Below are 26,229 nucleotides of genomic sequence, written 5' to 3'. Positions count from 1 at the left end.
TGGCTCTCCCTTTTTATGGCTGTTGCGAGGGGGAGTTTATGCATATCGAGGTGATTAAGGCGGCGCAGCGCTGTCATCGCTGGCTGGTGTCCGAGGCGCTGCCTCATTGGGGATCGCAGGGCTTTGACCGCGAACACGGGCTGTTTGCCGAGGGATTGGATGGTGCTGGCCAGCCTTTATGGCAGCCGACCCGTTTTCGGGTACAAAGCCGCCAGATCTATGTGTTCAGTCATGCCACCCTGCTGGGTTGGTATGACGGGCGCATCCTTGCCGAGCAAGCTGCGCGGGTCGGTATGGGCCATTTTGACGATGGGGCAGGGCACGGCGTTTTTTCCATTAACCGGGACGATTCGATTGCTGACGCGTCAGTCTGCAGCTATGAATACGCGTTTGCCTTGCTGGCGGAGTGCTGGCTCTATCGTCTGAGTGGCGATCCACGCTGGCAACAACAGGCTGAGTCGCGTTATCAGGCCATTGAGCAACTCTTTGCGGACCCGCTGCACGGCGGATTTCACTCCAGTTGGCCGCCCGGCCCGTTGCGCAGCCAAAATCCCCATATGCATCTGTTTGAGGCGTTACTGGTTGCGGCAGAAAGCTTTGATGATGTGATATGGCAGCAGCGGGCAAACGCGCTGTATCGGCTGTTTTGTCAGCGTTTTCTGGAACCCGGGCTATTGCGCGAGTTTTTCGACGACGCGCTGCTGGCGCGCCATGCCGATTCCCGTTTCATCGATCCCGGCCATCACTATGAGTGGTGCTGGTTGCTGGCGCGCTACCGGACGCTTGCCTGCAGATGGGAAGATCGGCCAACCAGCGCCGAGATTGACGAGGCGATCGGGATATTGAGCCGCTTTGCCATCCGCCATGGTCACGGGCAAACCGGGCTGGTGCTCGATGAACTGACCGATGATGGGCAACCCCATCGCGACACCAGCCGGCTTTGGTGCCAGACCGAGCACTTGAAAGCACTATTGGCGGCCTATGAGCGGCGAGGCGATGCCAATACAGCCCACCAGATTGAGGCATCGGTCGGGCGTATCTTCCATTACTACCTGTCGCCAGCTCAGCCCGGACAGTGGATTGATCAAGTGGATAGCGAGGGGAAACCGTTGGCCTCCTATGCACCAGCCAGCACCCTTTATCATCTGTTTGTGGCGTTTAGCGAACTGGCTCGGATCGCAGGGGTGGGTAACAGGGAATAGGATGGTGCAGGGGGGACGGTTAGAAATCCCAGCCAGCCTGCGCTTGCTCACTGGCCTGGATAGCCTCTTGCGCCTTGCGGCGGGCTGCGTCCACCCGGGCCTTGCGGTTGCGGCACAGGCGCATCACCTCCTGCTGCTCGGTGGGGGTCATGGTGAGCCAGTTGAAGCGCTCCTCGCGATTGCGCAGGCAGCCCTTGCAGTAGCCCTTGTTGTTCACTTCGCATACCCCGATGCAGGGGCTCTGCAGCGGGAAGATCTCGAGCTGTTCCATCCATGGCCTCTCACACCTTGTTACCTTGTTATAACCCAGAAGATCCCCTTTGGAAAAATCCGTTGCCAAGGGGCTGATGGCGTTTGCTTTCCCCCTGCAAATTTGGCATCTTCCCCGCCAAGCATGAGGCTTGGTGTTATATGAGGACATATGAATAAACACGCGTACTGGCTGACCGCCGCAGTGCTGGGGCTGGCCGGTTGTGCGGGCAACTCTGATCAAGCACAGGTGCCCAAGAAGAAACCCGATGCCAGATGTTTTCTCAACTGCGAGGTGCCGGAAAATCTGGGCAAGCAGTATCTGGATGGCCCCCTGCCGGATGATCTGGTGCGGGTAGAACGTGTCAACAGTCGCCAGCGTTCTGATTTCAGCAAGTTCGGTCCCCAGAGCCGGCTGGTGCTGGAGCGTTCTGGCAAGATGACCCGCCGCTATGGCGAGCTTTATCGCCAGCTCTCCCGCTGGGTAGCCAATGGTGGAGATCCCGCCCAGATCACCCGGTACGGCATCAGCCTGGCCCAGCTGGGCGGCGCCGATCGCATGGGTAACGTGCTGTTTACCGGCTACTACTCGCCGGTACTGGAGGTGCGTCATCGCCCGGATGCCAAGTACAAGTACCCCATCTATGCCATGCCCAAGTGCGGTGGCCGCTGCCCGAGCCGAGCCCAGATCCACCAAGGGGCGCTGGCTAACCGGGGGCTGGAGCTGGGTTACAGCAAATCCCTCATCGACAACTTCCTGATGGACGTACAGGGCTCGGGTTTTGTCCACTACGGAGATGAAGATCGGCTGCAATACCTGGGTTACAGCGGCAAGAATGGTCATGGCTACGTGAGTATTGGCCGGGTGCTGATCGACCGCGGTGAAGTGCCCAAGGAGCAGATGTCGATGAAGGCCATCAAGGATTGGGCCAACAGCAAACCGGAGGAGAGCGTCAAGGAGCTGGTGGAGCAGAACCCTTCCTATGTCTTCTTCGAACGTCGCCCCACCAATGACGTGATCGGCGCCGCCGGCATTCCGTTGCTGCCGCTGGCGGCCGTGGCGGCAGACAAGACACTGCTGCCGATGGGCACCCCCATCCTTGCGGAAGTGCCCCTGCTCGACAAGGCGGGCAACTGGACCGGCAAACACCAGCTGCGGCTCTTGATCGCGCTGGATGTGGGGGGCGCCGTGAAGAAGGGGCACCTGGATCTCTACCATGGCATGGGTGAGAAGGCTGGCGTGGCCGCCGGTCACTACAAGCACTTTGGTCGGGTCTGGAAGCTGGGCCTGCACCAGGGGCCGACCGCAGCTCCCTGGCTTTGAAGCCAATCAAGGGGTTCTGACGGGTCAGGGCCCCAAGCCAGAGACGAGCGATAAAAAGACGAGCGATAAAAAAGCCGCCGGAGCAATCCGGCGGCTTTTTGTTTGGCAACGCGTGTGGTGTTTGCTGCGTCAGCCTTTCCTGATGTCCAGCCGGATGGCTCCGACCGGTTTGCAGCAGCAGGGCAGACACTCGCCTGGGGAGACGAATGCCAGCGGCACATTGGGGTAATGCACCTTGCCCGCCAGCAAGGGCGTGCGGCAGGCGCCGCAATAGCCGCTGCGGCACTGGAACTCCACATGATGGCCGTGGCGCTCCAGCGTCTCCAACACGCTCTCGCCTGGATGGGCGAGCAGGGTACCGTCGCGGGTATGCACCAGCGGCACCTGTGGGGCTTCCTGCCGTGTTGCAGGCTGCGGGGCAGGGGCCAGCGTGTTGGTGGCGTCACTCACAGCTCGAAGTCACCCAAGTCGTCTGCGTGTACTTTGCTGTCGATCTGGCCGACCAGCATATCGGGTAGCTGACTCACAGCTCGAAGTCACCGAGATCGTCGGCATGCACTTCACTGTCGATCTGGCCGACCAGGTAGGAGCTGACTTCCACTTCCTGCGGGGCGACCTGCACGTTGTCAGACGACAGCCAGGTGTTGATCCAGGGGATCGGGTTTTGCTTGGCACCGGCAAAGGCTGGCTGCAGACCGACCGCGTTCATGCGCAGGTTGGTAATGTACTCCACGTACTGGCAGAGGATGTCCTTGTTCAGGCCTATCATGGAGCCGTCCTGGAACAGGTACTCGGCCCACTCTTTTTCCTGAATGGCGGCTTCCTTGAAGATCTCGAAGCAGGCCTGCTCGCACTCGGCGGCAATCTCGGCCATCTCGGGGTCGTCCTGGCCGGTGCGCATCAGGTTCAGCATGTGCTGGGTGCCGGTCAGGTGCAGCGCTTCGTCGCGGGCGATCATCTTGATGATCTTGGCGTTGCCCTCCATCAGCTCGCGCTCGGCGAAGGCAAAGGAGCAGGCGAAGCTGACGTAGAAGCGGATCGCCTCCAGTGCATTGACGCTCATCAGGCACAGGTAGAGCTTCTTCTTCAGCTCATGCAGGGTGATGGTCACTTCGCGGCCTGCGACTGTGTGGGTGCCGGCACCGTGCAGGTTGTAGAGCGCGGTCGCTTCAATCAGGTCATCGTAGAAGCAGCTGATGGAGCCCGCGCGTTTGAGGATCTGCTCGTTGGTCACTATGTCGTCAAACACCTGACCCGGGTTGTTGACGATATTGCGAATGATGTGGGTGTAGGAGCGAGAGTGGATGGTCTCCGAGAAGGCCCAGGTTTCGATCCAGGTTTCCAGCTCCGGAATGGAGACCAGCGGCAGCAGCGCCACGTTCGGGCTGCGACCCTGGATGGAATCCAGCAGGGTCTGGTACTTCAGGTTGGAGATGAAGATGTGCTGCTCGTGGGGCGGCAGTGCCTGATAGTCGATGCGGTCGTGGGAGACATCCACCTCTTCCGGGCGCCAGAAGAAGGAGAGCTGCTTTTCGATCAGCCGTTCAAAGACTTCGTGTTTTTGTTGATCATAACGGGCCACATTGACCGATTGGCCAAAAAACATCGGCTCTTTGAGCTGGTCGTTTTGGGTTTGGCAGAAAGTTGAATAGGCCATGGTTACCAGAATGTATAAATGGTTAAAACAGGAGAGCGGGAGCTTGTCGCTCCCGCCCGGTTGTCAGATCTTGCAATGGCTTATATTTTACAAGCCCCACCGGCACAACCGTCATCTTGCATATCGGCTTGTGCGTCATCCGCACCATCCCGGGTGTTGTGATAGTAGAGGGTCTTGAGGCCGTATTTGTAGGCGGTCAGCAGATCTTTGAGCAGCTGCTTCATCGGTACCTTGTTGCCTTCGAAACGGGCGGGGTCGTAGTTGGTGTTGGCGGAGATCGCCTGATCCACAAACTTCTGCATGATACCGACCAGTTGCAGATAGCCATCGACGCTCGGTTGCTTCCAGAGCAGTTCGTATTGATCTTTCAGACGATGATACTCGGGCACCACCTGTTTGAGAATGCCGTCCTTGGAGGCCTTGACCGACACCAGGCCGCGGGGCGGCTCTATGCCGTTGGTGGCGTTGGAGATCTGGCTGGAGGTCTCGCTTGGCATCAGGGCGGTCAGGGTGGAGTTGCGCAGACCCACTGTCTTGATCTCTTCACGCAAGGTTTCCCAGTCCAGGTGCAGCGGCTCGTTGCACAGGTTGTCGAGATCCTTTTTATAGGTATCGATGGGCAAAATGCCTTGGGCATAGGTGGTCTCGTTGAAGGCCGGGCAGGGGCCGAACTCGCGGGCCAGCTGCACGGAGGCCTTCAGCAGGTAGAACTGGATCGCCTCGAAGGTGCTGTGGGTCAGCGCCAGACCGGAACCGTCGGAGTAACGGGCGCCGTTCTTGGCCAGGTAGTAGGCGTAGTTGATGACGCCTATCCCCAGGGTACGACGGTTCATGCTGCCTTTCTGGGCGGCCTTGAGCGGGTAGTCCTGATAGTCGAGCAGGGCATCCAGGGCGCGCACGGCGAGATCCGCCATCTCTTCCAGATCTTCCAGCTTCTCGATGGCACCCAGGTTGAAGGCAGACAGGGTGCACAGGGCAATCTCGCCCTCTTCGTCGTCCACGTTGTTGAGCGGCTTGGTCGGCAGCGCGATTTCGAGGCAGAGGTTGGACTGGCGTACCGGCGCCACGCTCGGATCGAACGGGCTGTGGGTGTTGCAGTGATCCACGTTCTGGATGTAGATGCGACCGGTGCCGGCGCGCTCCTGCATCATCAGGGAGAAGAGGTCGACCGCCTTGATGGTCTTCTTGCGAATGGCCGGGTCCTGCTCGTACTTGACGTAGAGCTGCTCGAACTTGTCCTGATCCGCGAAGAAGGCGTCGTACAGGCCGGGGGCATCGGACGGGGAGAACAAGGTGATGTCGCCGCCCTTGATCAGGCGCTGGTACATCAGCTTGTTGATCTGCACGCCGTAGTCCATGTGACGGACCCGGTTCTCTTCCACGCCGCGGTTGTTTTTCAGCACCAGCAGGCTCTCCACCTCGGTGTGCCACAGCGGATAGAACAGGGTGGCCGCACCGCCGCGCACGCCGCCCTGGGAGCAGCATTTGACCGCAGTCTGGAAGTATTTGTAGAAAGGGATGCAGCCAGTGTGGAAGGCTTCGCCGCCACGGATGGGGCTGCCCAGACCACGGATGCGACCGGCGTTGATGCCGATGCCGGCGCGCTGGGAGACATAACGGACGATGGCGCTGGCGGTGGCATTGATGGAATCCAGGCTGTCATCGCACTCGATCAGTACGCAGGAGCTGAACTGACGGGTCGGGGTACGCACACCGCTCATGATGGGGGTCGGCAGCGAAATTTTGAAGGTCGAAACCGCATCGTAGAAACGCTTGATGTAGTCGAGACGAGTATCTTTCGGATACTTGGAGAAGAGGCAGGCCGCCACCAGTATGTAGAGGAACTGCGGGCTCTCGTAGATCTCGCCGGTGACGCGGTTCTGCACCAGGTACTTGCCTTCCAGCTGCTTGACGGCGGCGTAGGAGAAGTCCATATCACGCCAGTGATCTAGGTGCTCGTTGAGCGCCTCGAATTCGGCCTGGGTGTAGTCGGTCAGCAGGTGCTTGTCGTACTTGCCCATGTCCACCAGACGGGCGACGTGCTGGTAGAGGTGGGGCGGCTCGAACTGGCCGTAGGCTTTCTTGCGCAGGTGGAAGATGGCCAGACGGGCAGCCATGTACTGGTAGTCAGGGGTCTGCTCGGAGATCAGGTCAGCAGTGGCCTTGATGACGGTTTCGTGGATATCGGCGGTACGGATACCGTCATAGAACTGGATGTGGGACTTGAGCTCTACCTGGGAGACTGACACGTTGTCGAGCCCTTCGGCGGCCCAATCCAGCACGCGGTGAATTTTATCCAGATCGATGGGTTCTTTGTGGCCGTTACGCTTCGTCACAAACAAGTTCATTGGCTGATGACCTTCAGTTGATTCCCGAAAAACCATCACACTGCGCTGGCCTCGGCGCCGTGAACGGCTGCGGGAGGTGGGGGCGTATTGTGCGATGAATCACAAGATATAGTGTTATTTTGAGTTCGAGCTACAAGATAGTGAGGTCTACCCGGCTTTGCAATCTGTGGATAAGGCATTAGCTGTGGATAAATTGTGGGTGTCGGGACCCATGTTAGTGGATGCTCACAGTGAGTGGGTTTTCATGCGTCCGATCCGGTAAATGCAAGTCTGATGATCGAACATGGAAAATTTAAATAACTTTTTTTGCTTGCGAAAACGGAGTGTTTTTACTAGCAAATTCAGTCTGGTTATCCCTTGTTCAGCAAGGGTCAAAAGGTGTCCTGTCCCAGTCTGTTGGCGGTTGCCAAACGGCAAAAAAGGGAGATCAATCCGGACCTCCCCTGGTCTCATCCTTGTTCCTGCAACGGTCGCCTATCGTGCTCATCTGGCCACCGATTGGCGATAAAGCTGCCTTTATGATCCATCAATCTGGCTGTCTGGCGGCAAACAGGATTAGCTCAGCTCGTAACGCAGCCAGTGGTGCAGGGCCTGCACGGTATCGAAGTGCAGATCCGCGCCCCAGTCGGCGGGATCCTCGTCCTCGCTCAGATAACCCCAACCTGCGACTGCGGTGCGCATGCCCGCATTGCGACCCGCCTCTATGTCACGCACATGATCCCCTACGTAGAGGCAGTGAGCGGCGTCGACGCCCAGTTGCTCGCAGGCAAAGTACATGGGGGCTGGGTCTGGCTTGCGCACAGGCAGGGTATCGGCACTGACGGTGACGCCGCAGCTGGCAAGCTCGGGCAGGGCCGCCAGCAGCGGCTCGGTCAGAAAGCCCGGCTTGTTGGTGACTATGCCCCATGGGAGGGCGCGTTCGTCCAGCCATTCGATGAGCTCCAGCATGCCTTCATAGGGGCGGGTGCCGACGCACAGGTGGGCGGCGTAGAAGTCGAGCAGGGCGGTGCGCAGGCGAGCGGCCCCCAGCTCTTCGAGCAGCTCATCGCCAAGTCCGGCCTTGAGCAGCCCGAGCGCGCCGTGGGAGGTGGTCTGACGGATGATGGCCTCGGAGAGCGGCGCAAAGCCTTCGCTCACCAGCACATGGTTGACGGCGGCGCCCAAGTCCGGCGCCGTATCGAGCAAGGTGCCATCCAGGTCAAACAGCACACAGCGCAGCGGTACCGGCTTGTTATCGATCATCAGCCATGCTCCGGGCGGATGAACTCCACCATGTAGTTGACGTCGACGTTCTTGCCAAGCTTGAACTGGTTGGAGAGCGGTGCGTAGTGCACCCCGCTCATGTCCCGTACCAGCAGGCCTGCCGCTTCACCCATGCGACACAGTTCGGCTGGGGTGATGAACTTCTTGTGATCATGGGTGCCCTTGGGGACCATCTTCATCAGGTATTCGGCGCCGATGATCATCATCAGATAGGCTTTCGGATTGCGGTTGATGGTGGAGACGAACACCCGTCCGCCCGGGCGCACCAGGGTGGCGATGGCGCGCAGCACCGAAGCCGGATCCGGCACATGCTCCAGCATCTCCATGCAGGTGACAACGTCGTACTGGCCCGGGGCCTGGCCGGCGTGCTCCTCCGCCGTCATCTGCTGGTATTGGAGCTCCACCCCTTGTTCCAGGGCGTGCAGGCGGGCGACCCCGAGAGGTTCCTTGCCCATGTCGATGCCGGTGACGTGGGCACCTCGACGGGCCATGCTCTCGGAGAGAATGCCACCACCGCAGCCGATGTCGAGGATGCGCTTGCCAAACAGGCCGCCGCTCTTGTCGGTGATCCAGTCAAGGCGCACCGGATTGATTTGATGCAGTGGCTTGAACTCGCCCTCCATGTCCCACCAGCGGGAGGCGATGGCTTCAAATTTGGCGATTTCTGTCAGATCGACATTGGCATCACTATTCATATTTTGTGGATCCTGTGGCAGGGCGCGCAGGTAGCAAGACTCGGGCGCAATCTATTGTCCTGGCGGGCATTATAACGGAGACACTTTGTCACACCAGCCCGACTTGTTAGCCGGATTTGTGGCTTAAGGTATTTGGCTCAGTGTGTTACCATGGCGCGCTGTTTAAGCCAAAGAACAACTAATTAGGGATTAAGGCTTTCTATGAGCGATCTGGCCAGAGAGATCACGCCGATCAACATCGAAGAAGAGCTCAAGAGTTCCTATCTTGATTACGCCATGAGCGTGATCGTAGGACGAGCTCTGCCGGATGTGCGTGATGGCTTGAAACCGGTTCACCGCCGCGTTCTGTTTGCTATGAACGAGTTGGGGAACGACTGGAACAAGCCCTATAAAAAATCGGCCCGTGTGGTCGGTGACGTAATTGGTAAATACCACCCGCACGGCGACAGTGCCGTGTATGACACCATTGTCCGCTTGGCGCAGGATTTCTCCATGCGCTACATGCTGGTCGATGGTCAGGGCAACTTCGGTTCGGTCGACGGCGACAGCGCCGCCGCCATGCGTTACACCGAAGTGCGGATGGCCCGCATCTCCCACGAGCTGCTGGCCGATCTGGACAAAGAGACAGTGGACTGGGTACCGAACTACGACGGTACCGAGATGATCCCGGCTGTCATGCCCACCAAGGTGCCCAACCTGCTGGTCAACGGCTCATCCGGTATCGCGGTGGGCATGGCGACCAACATTCCTCCTCACAACCTCACCGAGATAGTCAACGGCTGTCTGGCGCTGATCGAGAATGGCGATCTCACCATCGATGAGTTGATGACCTATATCACAGGGCCTGATTTCCCCACTGGCGCCATCATCAACGGTCGCGCCGGCATAGTGCAGGCTTACCGCACCGGTCGCGGCTCCGTCTATGTGCGCGCCAAGGCCGAAGTGGAAGTGGACGACAAGACAGGTCGCGAGACGATCCTGGTTCACGAGCTGCCTTATCAGGTGAACAAGGCGCGGCTGATCGAGAAGATCGCCGAGCTGGTCAAAGAGAAGAAAGTCGAGGGCATCAGTGCCCTGCGCGATGAGTCCGACAAGGACGGCATGCGCATCGTTATCGAGATCAAACGTGGCGAGTCTGGCGAGATTGTACTGAACAATCTCTACAAGCACACCCAGCTGCAAACCACGTTCGGCATCAACATGGTGGCGCTCGATAACAACCAGCCCAAGGTGATGAACCTTAAAGACATTCTGGATGCGTTCCTGCTGCACCGCCGCGAGGTAGTGACCCGCCGGACCGTGTTCGAACTGCGCAAGGCGCGGGATCGGGCTCACATCCTTGAAGGTCTGGCCGTCGCGCTGGCCAACATCGACCCGATCATAGAGCTGATCCGTCACTCCGATACACCCGCAGACGCCAAAGCCAAACTGGTTGCCCGCGGTTGGGAGCTCGGCAATGTGGCCGCCATGCTGGAAAAAGCAGGCGACGACGCGGCCCGCCCAGAGTGGCTTGAGCCGGAGTTCGGCATCCGTGAAGGTCAATATTTCCTGACCGAGCAGCAAGCCCAGGCCATCCTTGACCTGCGTCTGCACAAGTTGACCGGCCTCGAGCACGGCAAGATCCTGGAAGAGTATCAATCTCTGCTGGATCTGATTGCCGAGCTGCTGTTCATCCTGGCAAGCCCGGAACGGTTGATGGAAGTGATCCGCGATGAACTGCTGGCCGTGCGCGAGCAGTATGGCGACGAACGTCGCACCGAAATCAGCGCCTCCAGCGCCGAGATCAACATCGAAGATCTGATCACCCCGGAAGACGTGGTGGTTACCCTGTCTCATCAGGGCTATGTGAAGTACCAGCCGATCACCGACTACGAGGCCCAGCGCCGCGGTGGTCGTGGCAAGTCGGCCACCCGGATCAAGGAAGAGGACTTTGTGGAACGTCTGCTGGTGGCCAACACCCACGACACCATTCTGTGCTTCTCCACCCGTGGCAAGGTCTACTGGCTCAAGGTGTATCAGCTGCCGGAGGCGTCCCGTGGCGCCCGTGGTCGTCCGATCATCAACTTGCTGCCGCTGGAAGAGGGTGAGCGCATCACCGCCATCTTGCCGGTCAAAGAGTACGCTGACGACAAGTATGTCTTCTTCGCCACCGCCGACGGTACCGTGAAGAAAACCAGCCTGTCTGCGTTCAGCCGTCCGCTCTCCTCCGGTATTCGTGCCATCAACCTCAAAGAGGGCGATGAGCTGATCGGGGTGGACATCACAGATGGCAGCAACGAGATCATGCTGTTCTCCGATGCTGGCAAGGTGGTTCGTTTCGCCGAAGGCAGCGGCCGTGCCGATGCAGCCGATGCCGATGTCAGCGATGATGTCGACGGGGATGATGAGAGTGTCATTGATGCCGGCAACGACGACGATGGCAGCGACAACGGCGAAGGCACCGAGAGCAAGGGTACCTTCAAGGGTGTGCGTCCCATGGGTCGTACCGCCGGTGGGGTACGTGGTATCCGCCTGCTCAATGGTGACAAGGTGGTTTCCCTGATCGTCCCCCGTGGCGAGGGTGCCATCCTGACCGCCACCGAGAACGGTTACGGCAAGCGTACCGCGCTGACCGAGTATCCTACCAAGAGCCGTGGTACCCAGGGCGTTCGCTCCATCAAGGTGGACGAGCGTAACGGCAAGGTGATCGATGCGATCCAGGTCGACGATACCGACCAGATCATGTTGATCACCAATGGCGGCACCCTGGTCCGTACTCGCGTCGCCGAGGTGAGCGTCATAGGTCGTAACACCGGCGGTGTGCGTCTGATCCGTACCGGTGAAGACGAGACCGTGGTCGGCCTGCAGCGTATCGCGGAGAGCGACGAGGAAGAGAGCGACATCGTGGCCGTTGACGGTGAGGTGTCCGAAGGCACCGATACTGCGCCAGATGGCGGCTCTGTCGATGCAGGATCCACCGAAGGGTCCACTGAAGAGGGTGCTGCGAGCGACGAGTAATCGCGCGTTTGCCTCCATGAAAAAGAGCGACCCCAGGGTCGCTCTTTTTGTTGCTGCGGTTTGTCCCCGGTCGTAGGCTCCTTTGGGCCTGATTGGCCAGCCTGATCCTGCTGCTGCACACGTCGCTGATCACTAGCCCTGCGAGCATTGCTGCACTTCTCTTTGTTTCGTTGTCCTCAATTCATCATACCTACGTCATCCCCCTGTCATGGAATGAGGCCAAGCTGCCCCTGTCGCATTCAACAGACTGCGACGCGCAGCCATCAAACAGGAGCACCTTATGACTAGCTGGGTAATGTGGGAGATCTGGTGGAGCCGGGTATGGGGCGAACATCAGCAAGGATCACTGACAGAGGAGCATGAGGACGAAGTGGCCCATGAGCCATCACGACTGCCCGCCGAATTGATTGCGCAGGGCAAGGCCACGCACTCGCCTCGGCCAAGGGGGTGAGGCCCTGCTCGTCGGTATGGTTTGTGGTGCGCCGGCGAATGGGCGGCGAATGGGCGGCGTTATGAGCGCGATTGACGCTGTCGGGGCGCTCAGAACAGTCGCAGTTGTTCGCCCGGGCGAATGAAGCCGTCCCGTCGCAGCTGAAGATGGTGCTTGCCCAAGCCCAGGCGCTTGCTGATGAGCCGAAAGCGCTGGGCGAGCAAGTCGGCAAATTGGCCCTCACCGCGCATGCGGGTGCCAAAGGCGGGGCTGTTGAGCCCGCCATCCCGACTGGCTCGCAACTGGTTCAGGATGGCCTCCTTCTGGCCGGGGTAGTGTTCATCCAGCCAGTCGCTGAACAGGGTGGTCAGCTCGTGGGGCAATCGCAGCAGTATGTAGTCGGCGCAGTGGGCACCAGCCTCGGCCGCTGCCTTGATGATCTGCTCAAGCTCGGGTTCATTGAGGCGCGGGATCATGGGGGCCGCCAGCACGCCGACCGGTACACCCGCCTGTGCCAGCTTCTCGACCACCTTGAGTCGACCAGCGCCTGTGCTGGCTCTGGGCTCCAGCTGTCGCCGCAGGGTTTCATTTAATGTCGTCACCGACACCATCACCTGGCAGAGCCCCTCCCGGGCCAGCTCGGTGAGCAGATCGAGATCGCGCAATATCATGGCGCTCTTGGTGATGATGCCCACCGGGTGACGATGGGCCAGCATCACCTCCAGCAAGGCGCGGGTGAGGCGGTAGTGATGCTCGATGGGCTGATAAGGATCCGTGTTGGCGCCGAGCACTATGGTCTGTGGCTGATAGGTTGGCTTGGCAAATTCCCGGCGCAACAGCTCGGCGGCATTGAGCTTGGCAAACAGCCTGGTCTCGAAGTCGAGGCCGGGAGAGAGCTCCAGGTAGGCGTGACTGGGTCTGGCATAGCAGTAGATGCAGCCGTGCTCGCAGCCCTGATAGGGGTTGATGGAGCGACCAAAGGGCACATCCGGTGAGCGGTTGTAGCTGATGATGCTCCTGGCCTGAGTCTCGCGAACCTCGGTCTGGGGTGCAGAGGGGTTGAGCGCCGGTTCCCACTCTGTTTGTTGCCAGCCATCGTCGACGGCCTCGACCAGCGGACCGCTGAAACGATGTTCGATATTGTGGGTGCTGCCTCGTCCTGCCATCACATCACACCAATACTGTTTATATATACAGTAATCTTGCAAGCCTCAGTGCCAAAATACAAGCTATCGCCATCGCTTCCTTGCTTAAAACAGCATGACAAATGGATCTCTTGCTTGATCCCCCTGATACATTTCGTTTACATAGACAAAATGCGAACTGGATCACGGAAATCATCATGAAACCCATCACCTGCCGCTGGCTGTTTATCGGTGTACTTGGCCTGGTCATCTGGCGGCTGATCCCGCTCTCCACCGATCAGGAGCTGGCATCGGCCAACCGGGCCTGGCGTAGCGGCCAGTTCGAGACGGCGACAAAGATCTGGCAACCGCTGGCCGAGCAGGGGATCCCCCGGGCTCAGGCACTGATGGGCTGGAGCCACGAGGTGGGGCAGGGTACAGCGCAGGACATGGAGCAAGCCATCAGCCTTTATCGCCAGTCGGCGCAGGCCGGAGACGCCTTTGGCCAATACCGGCTGGCGGAGGTCTATCTGCGCGGCGCCGGGGTGAAGCGGGACCTGCGGGAGGCATTTCACTGGATGGAGCTGGCGGCCCGCAACGGTGACGTGCCCGCCATGCTCAAAGTCGGTGTGCTGCACCTGATGGGGGTAAGTGGTCGGGTCGATCTGCCCCAGGCCAAGCAGTGGCTCTATCAGGCTTCGCAGAAGGGCAACAAGCTTGCATTGAAGGTGTTGGAGGAGCTTGCCTTGGCCGAGGAGGGGAGCAGTACCTTCGATTTCAACTGGCAGCCCCTGCTGGGTGAGTGACTGGCAAGCGACTCATTTGGTTGTAGAAAATCTCACCAAACTCGATACAGCCCCGCCTACTTCTGGTAGCATGGTCCGGTTTTTGGTTTGCCTTGTGCCGTTAAGCAAGCTGTTTGCGTCGCAGTGCACCTCTGCAAAGTGCTGTAGAGAGCCAGAACATCACCCTTTTTGAATGATTTTTTCCATCCCGCATGTGCCCTTTGGTAGGGGGCACCACTGTATAAGGAAACACACAATGCCAATCATTACTCTGCCTGACGGCAGCCAACGTCAATTTGCCCACTCCGTTTCCGTCATGGACGTGGCCGCGGACATAGGTCCCGGTCTCGCCAAGGCGTGCATTGCCGGTCGGGTAAACGGTGAACTGGTGGATGCCTGCGAGCTCATCGAAGCCGATGCCTCCCTGGCCATCATCACCGCCAAAGACGAAGAAGGTCTGGACATACTGCGCCACTCCTGTGCTCACCTGCTGGGTCATGCTATCAAGCAACTCTGGCCCCAGACCAAGATGGCCATAGGTCCTGTCATCGATAACGGTTTCTACTACGACATCGATCTGGATCGTACCCTGACCGACGACGATCTGGCTGCCCTGGAAGAGCGCATGCTGGCGCTGGCCGCCAAGGATTACGACGTCATCAAGAAAAAAGTCTCCTGGCAGGAAGCGCGCGACGTGTTCGAAGCCCGTGGCGAGACTTACAAGGTCGAGATCCTGGATCAAAATATTGCCCGTGATGACCAGCCAGGTCTGTATCATCATGAAGAGTACGTCGACATGTGTCGTGGCCCGCACGTGCCCAACATGCGTCACTGCCACCACTTCAAGTTGCAGAAGATGTCTGGCGCCTACTGGCGTGGCGATTCCAACAACAAGATGTTGCAGCGTATTTACGGTACTGCCTGGGCTGACAAGAAGCAGCTCAAAGGCTACCTGCTGCGTCTGGAAGAGGCGTCCAAGCGCGACCACCGCAAGATAGGCAAGCAGCTCGACCTGTATCACATGCAGGAAGAAGCACCTGGTATGGTGTTCTGGCACAACGATGGCTGGACCATCTTCCGTGAGCTGGAAACCTTCATCCGCGGCAAGCTCAAAGAGTATGACTATCAGGAAGTGAAGGGTCCCTTCATGATGGATCGCGTGTTGTGGGAGCGTTCTGGTCACTGGGAGAAGTATGCCCAGGCCATGTTCACCACCCAGTCCGAAAACCGCGAGTACGCCATCAAGCCGATGAACTGCCCGGGTCACGTCCAGATCTTCAACCAGGGTCTGAAGTCTTACCGCGATCTGCCGCTGCGCATGGCCGAGTTCGGCTCCTGCCACCGCAACGAACCGTCTGGTTCCCTGCACGGTCTGATGCGGGTGCGTGGTTTTACCCAGGATGACGCTCACATCTTCTGTACTGAAGAGCAGATCATGGAAGAGGTGTCTGCCTGTATCCGTATGGTCTATGACGTCTACGGCACCTTTGGCTTCGAAAATATCGTGGTCAAGCTCTCGACTCGTCCTGAGCAGCGTATTGGCTCCGATGAGGCCTGGGATCGCGCCGAGGCCGCTCTGGCCGAAGCCCTGGTGCTGAACGGCCTGAAGTACGATTTGCAGCCGGGTGAGGGCGCCTTCTACGGTCCCAAGATCGAATTTACCCTGCATGATTGCCTTGATCGTGCTTGGCAGTGTGGTACCGTGCAGCTCGACTTCGCCCTGCCTGGACGTCTGGGTGCCACTTATGTGGGTGAAGACAACGAACGCCACGTACCGGTGATGATCCACCGGGCCATTCTGGGTTCACTCGAGCGTTTCATCGGTATTCTGACCGAAGAGTACGCCGGATTGTTCCCGACTTGGTTGGCTCCGACTCAGGCTGTGGTCATGAATATCACAGATAATCAGGCCGATTATGCGGTAAAAGTAGCCAAAGCATTGAATGATGCGGGTCTTCGCGCAAAAGCGGACTTGAGAAATGAGAAGATTGGCTTTAAAATCCGCGAGCATACTTTGAAGCGAGTACCTTTCATGCTGGTCTGCGGCGATAAAGAAGTTGAAGCCGGTAAGATTGCAGTACGGACTCGTAAAGGGGCTGACCTGGGCACTTATCCTGTTGAAGAGCTAGTTGCTCTGTTGACCCAGGAAGTTCAGACCCGCGGACAAAAGAAAGTGGAGGAATAAGCTATAAAAGGCGGAAAAAAACTGGGCAAGCAACCGCAAGCCCGCGCTCACCGGATCAATACCGAGATTCGTCTGAAAGAAGTTCGTCTCACTGGTATTGACGGAGAGCCTTTGGGTGTCGTCGAGATCCATGATGCACTGAACTTGGCCCTTGAGGCTGGAGTAGATCTGGTCGAGATCAGTCCTAACGCTGAACCGCCCGTTTGCCGCATCATGGATTACGGCAAATTCCTCTACGAAAAGAGCAAAACAACCAAAGAACAGAAGAAAAAGCAGAAAGTCGTCCAGGTCAAGGAAATCAAATTCCGTCCTGGTACTGACGAAGGCGACTATCAGGTAAAACTACGCAACCTGGTTCGCTTTCTAGAAGACGGGGACAAGGCTAAGGTCACCCTGCGCTTCCGTGGTCGTGAAATGGCTCACCAGGATCTTGGTATCAAGGTTCTGGAGCGCGTCAAGAACGATCTGGAAGAGTTGGCCGTAGTGGAGTCGTTCCCGAAAGTCGAAGGCCGTCAAGCTGTGATGGTCCTCGCACCCAAGAAGAAATCTTAAGGCCCACAAGAAACTGACTCATGGGTTCGCCCCATGAGTCGGTTCGCCTTGCGATTTTGTTGTCACTCACAATGCGGAGTATGAAATGCCGAAGATGAAAACCAACCGGGGTGCTGCAAAGCGCTTCAAGAAGACTGGCTCGGGTCGCTTCAAGTGCAAGCACAACCACCTGCGTCACATCCTGACCAAGAAGAGCAGCAAGCGTAAGCGCAAGCTGGGGCCGAAGTTCATGGTTTCTGCTGCCGACCACAAACGTGTTGTCGCTTGTCTGCCGTACGCATAAGGGGGATGTGAAAAATGCCAAGAGTTAAACGTGGTGTGACTGCTCGCGCTCGTCACAAGAAAGTAATGAAAGCCGCCAAAGGTTACTACGGCGCCCGTTCCCGAGTTTACCGCGTAGCGGTACAAGCGGTAACCAAAGCTGGTCAGTATGCCTACCGTGACCGTCGCCAGAAAAAGCGTCAGTTCCGTCAGCTGTGGATTGCGCGTATCAACGCTGCAGCCCGTCAGAACGGTCTGTCCTACAGCCGTCTGATCAACGGTCTGAAGAAGGCTTCTATCGAGATCGATCGCAAGATCCTGTCCGATATCGCCGTTCACGACAAGTTGGCTTTCACAGCCCTGGTTGAAAAGGCTAAAGCAGCGCTGGTTTAATCCGGTTCTGTTATGAAAGATAGAAGGAGGCTCAGGCCTCCTTTTTTGTTGCCCGTCATTCTCCCATCCTGTTATTGCGCTCACCTATGCAACATGGCGTCTTCATATGCCAACAAACTAGTATTCTTTACCCATATTTGATGCAAGCAGAGGGCAAGGCAAGCTGCTTGCCTGATAACAAAATGATTTCTAGGGAGAAAAGCCCGCCATAACTATGGTCAGCGAAGGGGCTTTTTTTGTATTATTCCCCTCTTGACCTTATTTAGCCTAAAGGCTCCTGTACCGGGAGTGGTGACGAGGAAGACATGCAACAGCTTGAAGAAGTAGTCGGCCAGGCCAAGGCCGAAATTGAGGGCGTCAATGACGTTGCGACCCTCGACGAGATCCGGGTCAAATATCTGGGTAAAAAAGGCTTTTTTACCGAGCAGATGAAGACATTGGGCGCCTTGTCCGCCGAAGAGCGTCCCGCTGCGGGCGCCGTGATCAACCAGGCCAAGCAGCAGGTTCAGGATGCCCTGAATGCACGCCGTGATGCACTGGTGGAGCAGGAGCTGAACCAGAAGCTGGCTGCCGAGACCATCGACATCAGCCTACCGGGCCGTCGTATCGAGAACGGTGGTCTGCACCCCGTGACTCGCACCGTCGAGCGCATCGAGCGGCTGTTTGGCGAGATGGGTTTCAAAGTGGAACGCGGTCCCGAGATTGAAGATGGCTTCCACAACTTCGATGCGCTGAATATTCCGGCTCATCACCCGGCGCGTACCGATCACGATACCTTCTACTTCAATCCCGATCTGATGCTGCGAACTCACACCTCGGGTGTGCAGATCCGCACCATGCAGCAGCAACAGCCGCCGATCCGCATCATAGCGCCGGGCCGTGTCTATCGTAACGACTACGACATGACTCACACCCCGATGTTCCATCAGGTTGAAGGTCTGCTGGTTGACGAGCATGCCAGCTTTACCGAGCTGAAAGGGATACTGCACGACTTCCTGCGCAACTACTTCGAGGAAGATTTGACCATTCGTTTCCGCCCTTCCTACTTCCCGTTCACCGAGCCAAGCGCCGAAGTGGACGTCATGGGCAAGAACGGCAAGTGGCTGGAAGTGCTGGGCTGCGGCATGGTGCACCCGAACGTGCTGCGTTCGGTCGGTATCGATCCGGAAAAATACTCCGGCTTTGCCTTCGGCATGGGCGTTGAGCGCCTGACCATGCTGCGTTACGGGGTCAACGACCTGCGTGCCTTCTTCGAAAACGACCTGCGCTTCCTCAAGCAGTTCAAGTAAGGGCGAGAGAACATGAAATTCAGTAAATCCTGGGTGATGGAGTGGGTCCGCACCGAGTTGAGTGACAATGCACTGGCCGAGCAGATCACCATGGCTGGTCTGGAAGTGGACGCCGTGGAAGCGGTGGCTGGCCAGTTCAACAATGTGGTGGTCGGTGAAGTGGTCGAATGCGCCCAGCATCCGGACGCCGACAAGCTGCGGGTGACCAAGGTCAACGTGGGCGAGGCCGAGCTGCTGGACATCGTCTGTGGCGCGCCGAACTGCCGCCAGGGCTTGAAAGTGTGCGTGGCCAAAGTAGGGGCGACCCTGCCGGGTGATTTCACCATCAAGAAAGCCAAGCTGCGTGGCCAACCGTCTCACGGCATGCTCTGCTCCTTCAGCGAGCTGGGTATCGAGGTGGAAGCGGACGGCATCATAGAGCTGCCGGCCGATGCCCCCATCGGCACTGACATTCGCGACTACCTCAATCTCAATGACGTGGCGATCGACGTGGACTTGACCCCGAACCGTGCCGATTGCCTCGGTATCGCCGGTTTGGCTCGCGAGATCGGCGTGCTCAACAGCGTGGACGTGGTCGAGCCGACCTGGGCGCCTGCTGTTGCCACCATTGACGCGACCTTCCCGATCCGGGTCGAGGCAACCGCCGACTGCCCACGTTATCTGGGCCGCGTCATCAAAGGGCTGAACCTGCAAGCCATGAGCCCGCTCTGGATGCAGGAGAAGCTGCGCCGTGGCGGCATTCGCTCCATCGACGCCATCGTCGATATCACCAACTTCCTGCTGCTGGAATTCGGTCAGCCGATGCACGCCTTCGACCTGGCCAAGCTGGAAGGGGAACTGGTAGTGCGCCGCGCCCGTGCTGACGAGCCCATGACCCTGCTCGATGGCAACGAAGTGAAGCTCAAAGACAACACGCTCGTCATCGCCGATGCCAAAGGCCCTGCCTGCATGGCCGGTATCTTTGGTGGCGATCGCACCGGTGTGTCCGAGTCCACCACTGACATCCTGCTGGAGTGCGCCTTCTTTGCACCGCTCTCCATCACGGGTCGTGCCCGTGCCTATGGTCTGCACACCGACTCTTCCCACCGCTTCGAGCGTGGGGTGGATCCCGAGCTGCAAGCCAAGGTGATGGACAGAGCCACCCGTCTGCTGCTGGATATCTGCGGCGGCGAAGCGGGTCCGGTCATCGAAGTCAAATCCGATGCCCATCTGCCCAAAGCAGCCCCCATCAAACTGCGTCGTGCCAAGCTCGACAAGGTGATCGGCATCAGTGTGGCTGACGCCCAGGTGGTCGAGATCCTGACCCGCCTCGGCATGCAGGTCACTGTGGATGCTGACGGCTGGACCGCGCTGGCGCCCTCCTGGCGTTTCGATATCGCCATCGAGGAAGACCTCATCGAGGAAGTGGCCCGCATCTACGGCTACAACAACATCCCGAACCTCAAACCTGCCGCTTCTCTGGCGATGGTTGAGCAGGCAGAAGGGCAGGTGACCCTCAAGCGGGTGCGCGACCTGCTGGTTGACCGCGGTTTCCAGGAAGCGATCACCTACAGCTTCGTCGATCCCAAAGCGCAGCAATTGCTCTATCCGCAGAGCGATGCCATCGTGCTGCCGAACCCGATTTCGGTCGAGATGTCCGCCATGCGGGTGTCGTTGTTCCCGGGTCTGGTGCAGGCGGTGGTCTACAACCAGAACCGTCAGCAGCCGCGTGTGCGGCTGTTCGAGCAGGGTCTGCGTTTCATCAAGGACGAAAGCGCAGAGAACGGCATCCGTCAGGAGCCGATGCTGGCCGGTATCATCACTGGCAACCAGAGCGACGAGCACTGGGATATCAAAACTCGCGCAGCCGACTTCTTTGATTTGAAAGGGGATCTGGAAGCAGTGCTGGACTTGACCGCCGAAGGGGCCACCTTTACCTTCGAGCGTACCGAGCACAGCGCCCTGCACCCGGGCCAGAGCGCAGCCATCCTGCGTAATGGCGAGGTCATCGGCCACATTGGCGTGATCCACCCGAGCCTCGAGAAGAAGCTGGGCCTCAAGAGCCGCGCGGTGATGTTTGAACTGGGGCTGGACAAGCTGACCCCGGCCAAGGTGCCGGTGGCTGCCGAAGTTTCCAAGTTCCCGGCGAACCGTCGCGACATCGCCGTGGTGGTCGATGTTGCGGTTCTGGCCGGCGATGTCCTCGCAGTAATTAAAAAAGTTGGCGGAAATCAGGTAGTTGGAATAAACTTGTTTGACGTATACCAGGGTGCTGGTATGGCAGAGGACAAGAAGAGCCTGGCCATCAGTCTTGTATTGCAAGACACCCAGCGCACTCTGGAGGAGAAAGAGATTGCCGAGACCGTAGACAATGTCGTGCGGGCCCTTGGTGAAGAGTTGAATGCATCCTTGAGGGATTGATCTATGGCGCTTACCAAAGCCGACATTGCAGAGCACCTGTTCACCCAGCTGGGGATGAGCAAGCGTGAAGCCAAAGATATGGTGGAAGCCTTCTTTGAGGAAATCAGACAGGCGCTTGAGCGTGGTGAACAAGTCAAGATTTCAGGCTTCGGTAACTTTGACCTTCGTGAGAAGAATCAGCGTCCTGGACGTAACCCTAAGACGGGCGAAGATATTCCTATCAGCGCCCGTCGGGTGGTGACCTTCCGGCCTGGCCAGAAACTCAAGGCCAGGGTAGAAAATGTTGAACCCAACGAGTGACAAAAAGCCAGGCAGCCGCCTGGCTTTTACTTTTTCATGATAAAAATCCGCCTTTTACTCGCACTGCTACTGGTCATGCCGGTGCAGGCCATGACCCTGCCTCTGTCGCCGGCCACCCAGGCCTATGCCGACGGCCTCAAACCGCTGACCATCTGCTATCCGGCCCTGATCCGGCCGCCCTATCTCGAAGAGTCGGGGGGCTTGCTGATCGATCAGCTGGAGCGGCTGGCCGAGCAACTGCCGGTGCCACTGCTGCACGAAAAATTGCCAAACTGGTCCGCAGTGCAGCAGGGGCTGCTGGCAGGGCGATGCGATCTCATCCCCTATGTCGGCCCTTCACTGCAGCAGGCATTGCCAGGTATGGCCCTGAGCAGTGCCCTGCTGGAGGCCGAATCCGCCATCCTCTATCGCGGCGAGTTGGAACGCGCCACCTTTCTGGTGTCGCCCGTCTGGCAGGCGAGCGAGGTGCTCACGTCACTCTACCCCCATGCGACCCAGCTGGCCCTGACCGATGCCGACAACTGGTATGCGGCTTTGGTGGCAGGCAAGGGGACTGCCTATCTGGGGGATTACCTGCAACTGCGCTACCTGATGCGCGAATACCCGGATGAGGGATTGCGGTTGCGCCGGCTGCGCAGCGATGAACTGGTGATCAGCTACCGCCTTATGATGCGTGACAAGCCCGAGCTCAGGGAGCTGATCGACACGGCAATCCGCTACATGCCCCCGGGCAGCCTCTACAAGGATCTGGATCGCTATCTGGAACAGGGAGAGCAGGATATCAACCCGCTGCACTTCACCGATGAGGAGCAAGCCTGGCTGGTCGGTACCTCCCGTACCATCAAGCTGGTAGTGGATCCTGCGCTTATGCCCTATAGCGGCATCGACGGGCAGGGGCAGCTCAAGGGCTGGAGCGCCGATGTGCTGCGTCGGGTGAGCCTGCAAACCGGACTGAATTTCCATGTGGTGCCCGCCCGGGACAGGGAGGAGGCCCTGGTCAAGCTGCGCAGTGGCGAGGCGGACATGATGGCGGGTTTGCTGGAAACCCCGGCCCTGACCCGCGAGTTCGACTTCACCCGCATCATGGTGGTGAGTCGTTACGCTCTGGTCAGCCGCAAGTCCCACTCGTTCGATCGGCTGGAGGCGCTCAAGGGGGAGGTGGTGGTGCCAGCCAGCCTCTATGACCCCGACATGTTGGCACGTTTCGGCCAGCATGCGTGGCGCAAGAGCGAGACGCTTGAGTCGGGCATTGCGAAGGTGCAGGCGGGCAAGGCCGATGCCATGCTGGCCGAGCTGTATCAGCTGCAGTATCCAGTGCGCAACAACCAGCTCGATGGCCTGGACATCAAGGAGTTGCCGATTCGCTTCGGGCTCGGCTTTGCCATAGGCTCTGGCAGCCCCAGACTGGCCGGGGTGATGGAACAGAGCCTGATGACCCTCACCGGCAGGCAGAACGACGAACTCAACCAGCGCTGGCGCCGGCTGGTGCTGACCCAGCAGGCAGGGGTCAGTTACGGTATCTGGCTGGGATCCGTATTGCTGGCACTGCTGATCAGCGCCTGCGTCATCTGGCTGATCTGGCGCTCCCGCCAGCAGCTGGCGCGGGAGGTGGGTCAGCGTCAGGAGATGGAGCAGACCCTGGCACTGGAGAGCCAGTTCAGGGAATCCCTGTTCCAGGCGCTGCCAGTCCCCGTCTTCCTGCGAAATGATCAGGGTGAGATCATCAAGCGCAATAAACAGGCCAAACGGCTGGAGGCCCGTTATCTGGCCGAGCTCGGCCTGCCATCGTCCCAGGTGCAGGGGACGGAAGGGACTCTGACCCTTGGGGATCAGGTGTTCTCCTACGCCCAGATCCCGCTGCAGCTGGGCAAGCAGACACAGGCAGGGGATCTGATCGCGCTATCCGATATCAGCGCCCTGCGCGAGCGCACCCGCTTGCTGCATCAGGCCGAGCGTCGCCTGCGCGCCCTCACCAATACTGTGCCCGGGGTCGTCATTCAGTTTATCCTGCAGCAGGACGGCATAGCGCAGGTCGAGTTCATCAGCCGCGGCAGTTACGAGCTGCTGGGGCTGGCCAGCCAGCAGATCCGCCGCGATCCCGACAGCGCGCTCAGCCGGCTGCTGCATCAAGACAGACGCGAGATGCGGATGCCCATGCTGGCCATGTTGCAGGCGGGGCAACCCTTCTCCTATGCGCTGCGTTATGCCCATCCGGGCAAGGGGATGCGGTGGCTGCAGTTCTATGGTCGAGGTCGCAGCCAGCCGGAAGGGGGGTGGCGCGTTTACGGTGTGGTGCAGGATGTGACCGCCCGAGTCGAGCAGGAACATGCCCTGCAAGCCTCCCATGAGCGGGCCGAGCAGGCCGTGCTGGCCAAGGGGCGCTTTCTCGCGGCGGTAAGCCACGAGATCCGTACTCCCATGAATGCTATTTTGGGGCTGCTGGAGTGGCTAGATCACACCCCATTGTCGGCGGAGCAGCGTTCTGCGCTCTCCCATGTCAGGCAGGCGGGGGACGAGCTGCTCGGCCTGCTCAACGATGTGCTCGATTTCAGTCGCAACGAGAACCGGCAGCTGGCGCTCTCTCCCCAGCCGACCGATCTGGTGGACTTGTGCGAGCACGTGGCGGCGGTGCACTGGTCCAAGGCCCGCTCCAAGCGGTTGCAACTGCGGCTGGATATCGATCATCATTTGCCCGCACAGGTGGAGCTGGATCCCCATAGGGTGCAGCAGGTGCTGCATAATTTGCTCGCCAACGCCATCAAGTTCAGCCCCGCCGGTGAGGTGCTGCTGTGGGCCCGTCGTGAAGATAACCACCTACTGTGCGGGGTGGATGATGAGGGACCCGGCATCAGCGACGATCTGCTGCCTCGCCTGTTCCTGCCCTTCGAGCAGGGAGGAGAGGAGGGCCAGCCCAGGGCTCAGGGCACAGGACTGGGGCTGGCCATCTGTCGCCAGCTGATGGAACAGATGGGCGGCGAGATTCAAGTCGAGCCGCGTCCTCTCGGGGGCAGCCGTTTCATCTGCACCCTGCCATTGGTGCTGCTGCACGAGATGCCGCGCTGGCAACCGAGAGTGACCAGCGTCAACATCCAGTTGAACGATATGGAGCGTGCCTATCTCATGCCCTGGCTTGGCGAGCTCGGCCTGAGGGAGGATCCCGCCGGCCCCCTGTTGCGCGCCGCCGAAGATAAACAAGGCTTGCGTTACTGGGAGTGGCAGGGCGAGCCCTGGGTACCTGGCGCTGTGGTCAGCCTGTTGCAGCCCAGGCTGGTGTCCTCTGCCCAGGAGGTGATGAGTCTGCCGGGACGGGGGATGCGGGTGCTGCTGGTCGAAGATCACGAGGTGAATCGGGTATTGATCAGCATGCAACTGACCCAGCTGGGGGCCCAGGTGTTGAGTGCGGCCAATGGTCAGCTGGCGCTCGACATCTTGCAGCACGAGACGGTGGATCTGGTGCTGACCGATCTGCAGATGCCGGTGATGGATGGGGCCCAGCTGTGTCAGCAGTTGCGTGACTCGGCGCGCTGGCAGCATCTGCCAGCCTATGTGATCACCGCCGATCTCAGCGAGCAGGCGGCGCAGCGACTGGCCAGCTGCGGTTGCCGAGGGCATCTGGACAAGCCTCTGCTGCTTAAAGATCTGGCCAACTTGCTGCGCAGCCTGCCTACCTCAACAGACACAGTTACCCCGTTGCCCAAGGCATCAGACGAGAGCCTGATGCCGGGATGGTCGGAACCGGCGCTGCCGCTGCTGAGCGCTGAACTTGTCACCCTCTATTTGGAGGCCACTCGCCAAGATCTGGCGGACATTGAGCGCTGCATCACACAAGGGGATGAGATGGCGCTCGATGCGGCTTTACACAAGGTGAAGGGGGCCGCCAAAATGGTGGGGGCCACCCCGCTTATCCTGGTGATCGAGCAGTGGCAACGGGATCCACGGCAACCCCTGATATCCCCGCTACGGCACGCTCTGGATGAAGTTTGCCGGCGATTGGCTGAGAGAGTCTGACATGATCATCACAGATGAAGAGTTATTGGCGTTGCTGGATTCGGAAGAGACACAAGAGCGTTTCTTCTACCCCGTGACCATCTATGCGCTGGATGGGATCGCCTATCGGGCGGCCCAGGCGGTCAGCCTGCCCGAATTTGCGATCCTGCGCCGTACCAGGCCCGATGCCTGCTGGCACTGGGAGGGGTTGTTTGCCGCCGGTGCCATCGCCCTGTTTGACCCGGCCTCGCACGCTGGCGCCGATTATCTGCCGCAACTGATGGCGCAGGGTGAGGGCATCTATCGGCTCTCGGATGACTGGCTGGCTGGCGTGCATGGCCGTTACCAGCAGTGGCAACAGTGGTTGGCCGGGATGCAGATCTTGTTGTTGGAGGATCACCCGTTTCAGGGCGCTCATATTCAGCAGGAGATCCAGGGGGTGGGGCTCTCCTGTCAATGGGTGCAGGATGGCAATGCCTGTACCCAGGCGCTGGCGGAAGGGAAGGTCACACTGCTCATCAGCGATCTCAGTCTGGTGGAGCAGGATGCCATCAGCCTGTTGATGAGTCAGCCCCAGTACCAGCAAAGCGGCCTGCCCATCATATTGCTGTCGGCGCACGATCAGACCCTGATCGACGGTGCCCGGCGCCTGCTGCATGACGCTGGTTTCAACGTGGTGGCGGCGCTGGCCAAGCCTCTGCTGACCGATGATCTGCTGCGCTTGCTCAAGGTGCTTTACCTGGGGCCCCAGCGGCAACAGCGACTCAGTGGCCAGCGCCGCACCATTC

The 26,229-nt window shown here is 59.2% G+C and carries 21 protein-coding genes; 14 read left to right on the top strand and 7 right to left on the bottom strand.

The annotated features are described in order from the left end of the window. The first annotated feature begins 38 nt into the window (after nt 1-38). Entirely contained in the window at nt 39-1,202 is a 1,164-nt protein-coding gene (locus BN1128_RS04090) for an AGE family epimerase/isomerase (RefSeq protein WP_042866478.1), read from the top strand. Nucleotides 1,203-1,221: 19 nt separating this feature from the next. Here BN1128_RS04090 and BN1128_RS04085 read toward each other — a convergent pair whose 3' ends face one another. Continuing rightward, nucleotides 1,222-1,473: a DUF1289 domain-containing protein gene (locus tag BN1128_RS04085; RefSeq protein WP_042866477.1), complete on the bottom strand. Its 252-nt coding sequence runs from the start codon at nt 1,471-1,473 to the stop codon at nt 1,222-1,224. 150 nt (nt 1,474-1,623) lie between these two features. On the opposite strand from BN1128_RS04085, the gene mltA reads away from it, so the two are divergent. Then, a complete protein-coding gene (gene mltA / locus BN1128_RS04080) occupies nt 1,624-2,775 on the top strand; it encodes a murein transglycosylase A (protein ID WP_042866475.1) in 1,152 nt (383 codons plus the stop codon). A 129-nt stretch (nt 2,776-2,904) separates the two neighbouring features. On the opposite strand, the gene yfaE is transcribed toward mltA, so the two are convergent. The 5 genes from yfaE to ubiG all read right to left on the bottom strand — a co-directional run bounded on the left by yfaE (nt 2,905) and on the right by ubiG (nt 8,738). Continuing rightward, nucleotides 2,905-3,225: a class I ribonucleotide reductase maintenance protein YfaE gene (gene yfaE / locus BN1128_RS04075; RefSeq protein WP_042866474.1), complete on the bottom strand. Its 321-nt coding sequence runs from the start codon at nt 3,223-3,225 to the stop codon at nt 2,905-2,907. A gap of 73 nt (nt 3,226-3,298) precedes the next feature. Further along, nucleotides 3,299-4,432, bottom strand: a complete 1,134-nt coding sequence (gene nrdB, locus BN1128_RS04070) for a class Ia ribonucleoside-diphosphate reductase subunit beta (protein WP_042866473.1) — start codon at nt 4,430-4,432, stop codon at nt 3,299-3,301. Between the two features lie 80 nt (nt 4,433-4,512). Further along, nucleotides 4,513-6,780 carry a class 1a ribonucleoside-diphosphate reductase subunit alpha gene (gene nrdA / locus BN1128_RS04065; RefSeq protein WP_042866472.1) on the bottom strand — a complete coding sequence of 756 codons (2,268 nt, stop codon included), beginning with the start codon at nt 6,778-6,780 and terminating at the stop codon, nt 4,513-4,515. Nucleotides 6,781-7,335: 555 nt separating this feature from the next. Further along, a complete protein-coding gene (locus tag BN1128_RS04055) occupies nt 7,336-8,022 on the bottom strand; it encodes an HAD family hydrolase (RefSeq protein ID WP_042866470.1) in 687 nt (228 codons plus the stop codon). Beyond that, complete coding sequence (gene ubiG, locus BN1128_RS04050) at nt 8,022-8,738, bottom strand: bifunctional 2-polyprenyl-6-hydroxyphenol methylase/3-demethylubiquinol 3-O-methyltransferase UbiG (RefSeq protein WP_042866469.1); 717 nt, start codon at nt 8,736-8,738, stop codon at nt 8,022-8,024. Before ubiG ends, BN1128_RS04055 begins: the two co-directional genes overlap by 1 nt. Before the next feature lie 201 nt (nt 8,739-8,939). Here ubiG and gyrA point away from each other — a divergent pair, with 201 nt between their 5' ends. Continuing rightward, a complete protein-coding gene (gene gyrA, locus BN1128_RS04045) occupies nt 8,940-11,735 on the top strand; it encodes a DNA topoisomerase (ATP-hydrolyzing) subunit A (protein ID WP_042866468.1) in 2,796 nt (931 codons plus the stop codon). Between the two features lie 280 nt (nt 11,736-12,015). Further along, on the top strand, nt 12,016-12,186 hold the full coding sequence (locus tag BN1128_RS25825; protein ID WP_167335791.1) for a hypothetical protein: 171 nt from the start codon (nt 12,016-12,018) through the stop codon (nt 12,184-12,186). Nucleotides 12,187-12,275: 89 nt separating this feature from the next. On the opposite strand, the gene BN1128_RS04040 is transcribed toward BN1128_RS25825, so the two are convergent. Beyond that, nucleotides 12,276-13,331, bottom strand: coding sequence for a PA0069 family radical SAM protein (locus BN1128_RS04040; protein WP_042866467.1), 1,056 nt, complete (start codon nt 13,329-13,331; stop codon nt 12,276-12,278). A gap of 176 nt (nt 13,332-13,507) precedes the next feature. Here BN1128_RS04040 and BN1128_RS04035 point away from each other — a divergent pair, with 176 nt between their 5' ends. From BN1128_RS04035 to BN1128_RS03990, 10 genes are all read left to right on the top strand, one after another. Further along, nucleotides 13,508-14,095 carry a tetratricopeptide repeat protein gene (locus BN1128_RS04035; protein WP_042866466.1) on the top strand — a complete coding sequence of 196 codons (588 nt, stop codon included), beginning with the start codon at nt 13,508-13,510 and terminating at the stop codon, nt 14,093-14,095. 235 nt (nt 14,096-14,330) lie between these two features. Further along, nucleotides 14,331-16,259: a threonine--tRNA ligase gene (thrS, locus tag BN1128_RS04030; protein WP_042866464.1), complete on the top strand. Its 1,929-nt coding sequence runs from the start codon at nt 14,331-14,333 to the stop codon at nt 16,257-16,259. A gap of 3 nt (nt 16,260-16,262) precedes the next feature. Then, on the top strand, nt 16,263-16,811 hold the full coding sequence (infC, locus tag BN1128_RS04025) for a translation initiation factor IF-3 (RefSeq protein ID WP_011898682.1): 549 nt from the start codon (nt 16,263-16,265) through the stop codon (nt 16,809-16,811). 85 nt (nt 16,812-16,896) lie between these two features. Beyond that, the gene (rpmI, locus tag BN1128_RS04020; RefSeq protein WP_005315535.1) at nt 16,897-17,094 is read left to right on the top strand and encodes a 50S ribosomal protein L35; all 198 of its coding nucleotides are present in this window, start codon (nt 16,897-16,899) and stop codon (nt 17,092-17,094) included. Between the two features lie 14 nt (nt 17,095-17,108). Next, on the top strand, nt 17,109-17,465 hold the full coding sequence (rplT, locus tag BN1128_RS04015) for a 50S ribosomal protein L20 (RefSeq protein ID WP_005300683.1): 357 nt from the start codon (nt 17,109-17,111) through the stop codon (nt 17,463-17,465). A 305-nt stretch (nt 17,466-17,770) separates the two neighbouring features. Beyond that, nucleotides 17,771-18,754 carry a phenylalanine--tRNA ligase subunit alpha gene (gene pheS, locus BN1128_RS04010; RefSeq protein WP_042866463.1) on the top strand — a complete coding sequence of 328 codons (984 nt, stop codon included), beginning with the start codon at nt 17,771-17,773 and terminating at the stop codon, nt 18,752-18,754. Nucleotides 18,755-18,766: 12 nt separating this feature from the next. After that, nucleotides 18,767-21,154, top strand: coding sequence for a phenylalanine--tRNA ligase subunit beta (gene pheT, locus BN1128_RS04005; RefSeq protein ID WP_042866462.1), 2,388 nt, complete (start codon nt 18,767-18,769; stop codon nt 21,152-21,154). Nucleotides 21,155-21,157: 3 nt separating this feature from the next. Further along, entirely contained in the window at nt 21,158-21,454 is a 297-nt protein-coding gene (gene ihfA, locus BN1128_RS04000) for an integration host factor subunit alpha (RefSeq protein ID WP_005300715.1), read from the top strand. A gap of 36 nt (nt 21,455-21,490) precedes the next feature. Then, nucleotides 21,491-25,462, top strand: coding sequence for an ATP-binding protein (locus BN1128_RS03995; RefSeq protein ID WP_042866461.1), 3,972 nt, complete (start codon nt 21,491-21,493; stop codon nt 25,460-25,462). 1 nt (nt 25,463) lies between these two features. Further along, a partial coding sequence (locus BN1128_RS03990) for a response regulator (protein WP_042866460.1) occupies nt 25,464-26,229 on the top strand: 766 nt, incomplete at its 3' end.

This window comes from Aeromonas piscicola (assembly GCF_000820005.1).
Lineage (GTDB): Bacteria > Pseudomonadota > Gammaproteobacteria > Enterobacterales > Aeromonadaceae > Aeromonas > Aeromonas piscicola.
The sequence above is the reverse complement of the archived record's forward strand: the minus strand, read 5'-3'. Positions and strand labels throughout refer to the sequence as shown.

Coding starts and splice junctions, on each gene's coding strand:
- BN1128_RS04090 (WP_042866478.1), top strand. CDS start 39: ATGCATATCGAGGTGATTAAGGCGGCGCAGCGCTGTCATCGCTGGCTG.
- BN1128_RS04085 (WP_042866477.1), bottom strand. CDS start 1,473: ATGGAACAGCTCGAGATCTTCCCGCTGCAGAGCCCCTGCATCGGGGTA.
- mltA (WP_042866475.1), top strand. CDS start 1,624: ATGAATAAACACGCGTACTGGCTGACCGCCGCAGTGCTGGGGCTGGCC.
- nrdB (WP_042866473.1), bottom strand. CDS start 4,432: ATGGCCTATTCAACTTTCTGCCAAACCCAAAACGACCAGCTCAAAGAG.
- nrdA (WP_042866472.1), bottom strand. CDS start 6,780: ATGAACTTGTTTGTGACGAAGCGTAACGGCCACAAAGAACCCATCGAT.
- BN1128_RS04055 (WP_042866470.1), bottom strand. CDS start 8,022: ATGATCGATAACAAGCCGGTACCGCTGCGCTGTGTGCTGTTTGACCTG.
- ubiG (WP_042866469.1), bottom strand. CDS start 8,738: ATGAATAGTGATGCCAATGTCGATCTGACAGAAATCGCCAAATTTGAA.
- gyrA (WP_042866468.1), top strand. CDS start 8,940: ATGAGCGATCTGGCCAGAGAGATCACGCCGATCAACATCGAAGAAGAG.
- BN1128_RS25825 (WP_167335791.1), top strand. CDS start 12,016: ATGACTAGCTGGGTAATGTGGGAGATCTGGTGGAGCCGGGTATGGGGC.
- BN1128_RS04040 (WP_042866467.1), bottom strand. CDS start 13,331: ATGGCAGGACGAGGCAGCACCCACAATATCGAACATCGTTTCAGCGGT.
- BN1128_RS04035 (WP_042866466.1), top strand. CDS start 13,508: ATGAAACCCATCACCTGCCGCTGGCTGTTTATCGGTGTACTTGGCCTG.
- thrS (WP_042866464.1), top strand. CDS start 14,331: ATGCCAATCATTACTCTGCCTGACGGCAGCCAACGTCAATTTGCCCAC.
- rpmI (WP_005315535.1), top strand. CDS start 16,897: ATGCCGAAGATGAAAACCAACCGGGGTGCTGCAAAGCGCTTCAAGAAG.
- rplT (WP_005300683.1), top strand. CDS start 17,109: ATGCCAAGAGTTAAACGTGGTGTGACTGCTCGCGCTCGTCACAAGAAA.
- pheS (WP_042866463.1), top strand. CDS start 17,771: ATGCAACAGCTTGAAGAAGTAGTCGGCCAGGCCAAGGCCGAAATTGAG.
- pheT (WP_042866462.1), top strand. CDS start 18,767: ATGAAATTCAGTAAATCCTGGGTGATGGAGTGGGTCCGCACCGAGTTG.
- ihfA (WP_005300715.1), top strand. CDS start 21,158: ATGGCGCTTACCAAAGCCGACATTGCAGAGCACCTGTTCACCCAGCTG.
- BN1128_RS03995 (WP_042866461.1), top strand. CDS start 21,491: ATGATAAAAATCCGCCTTTTACTCGCACTGCTACTGGTCATGCCGGTG.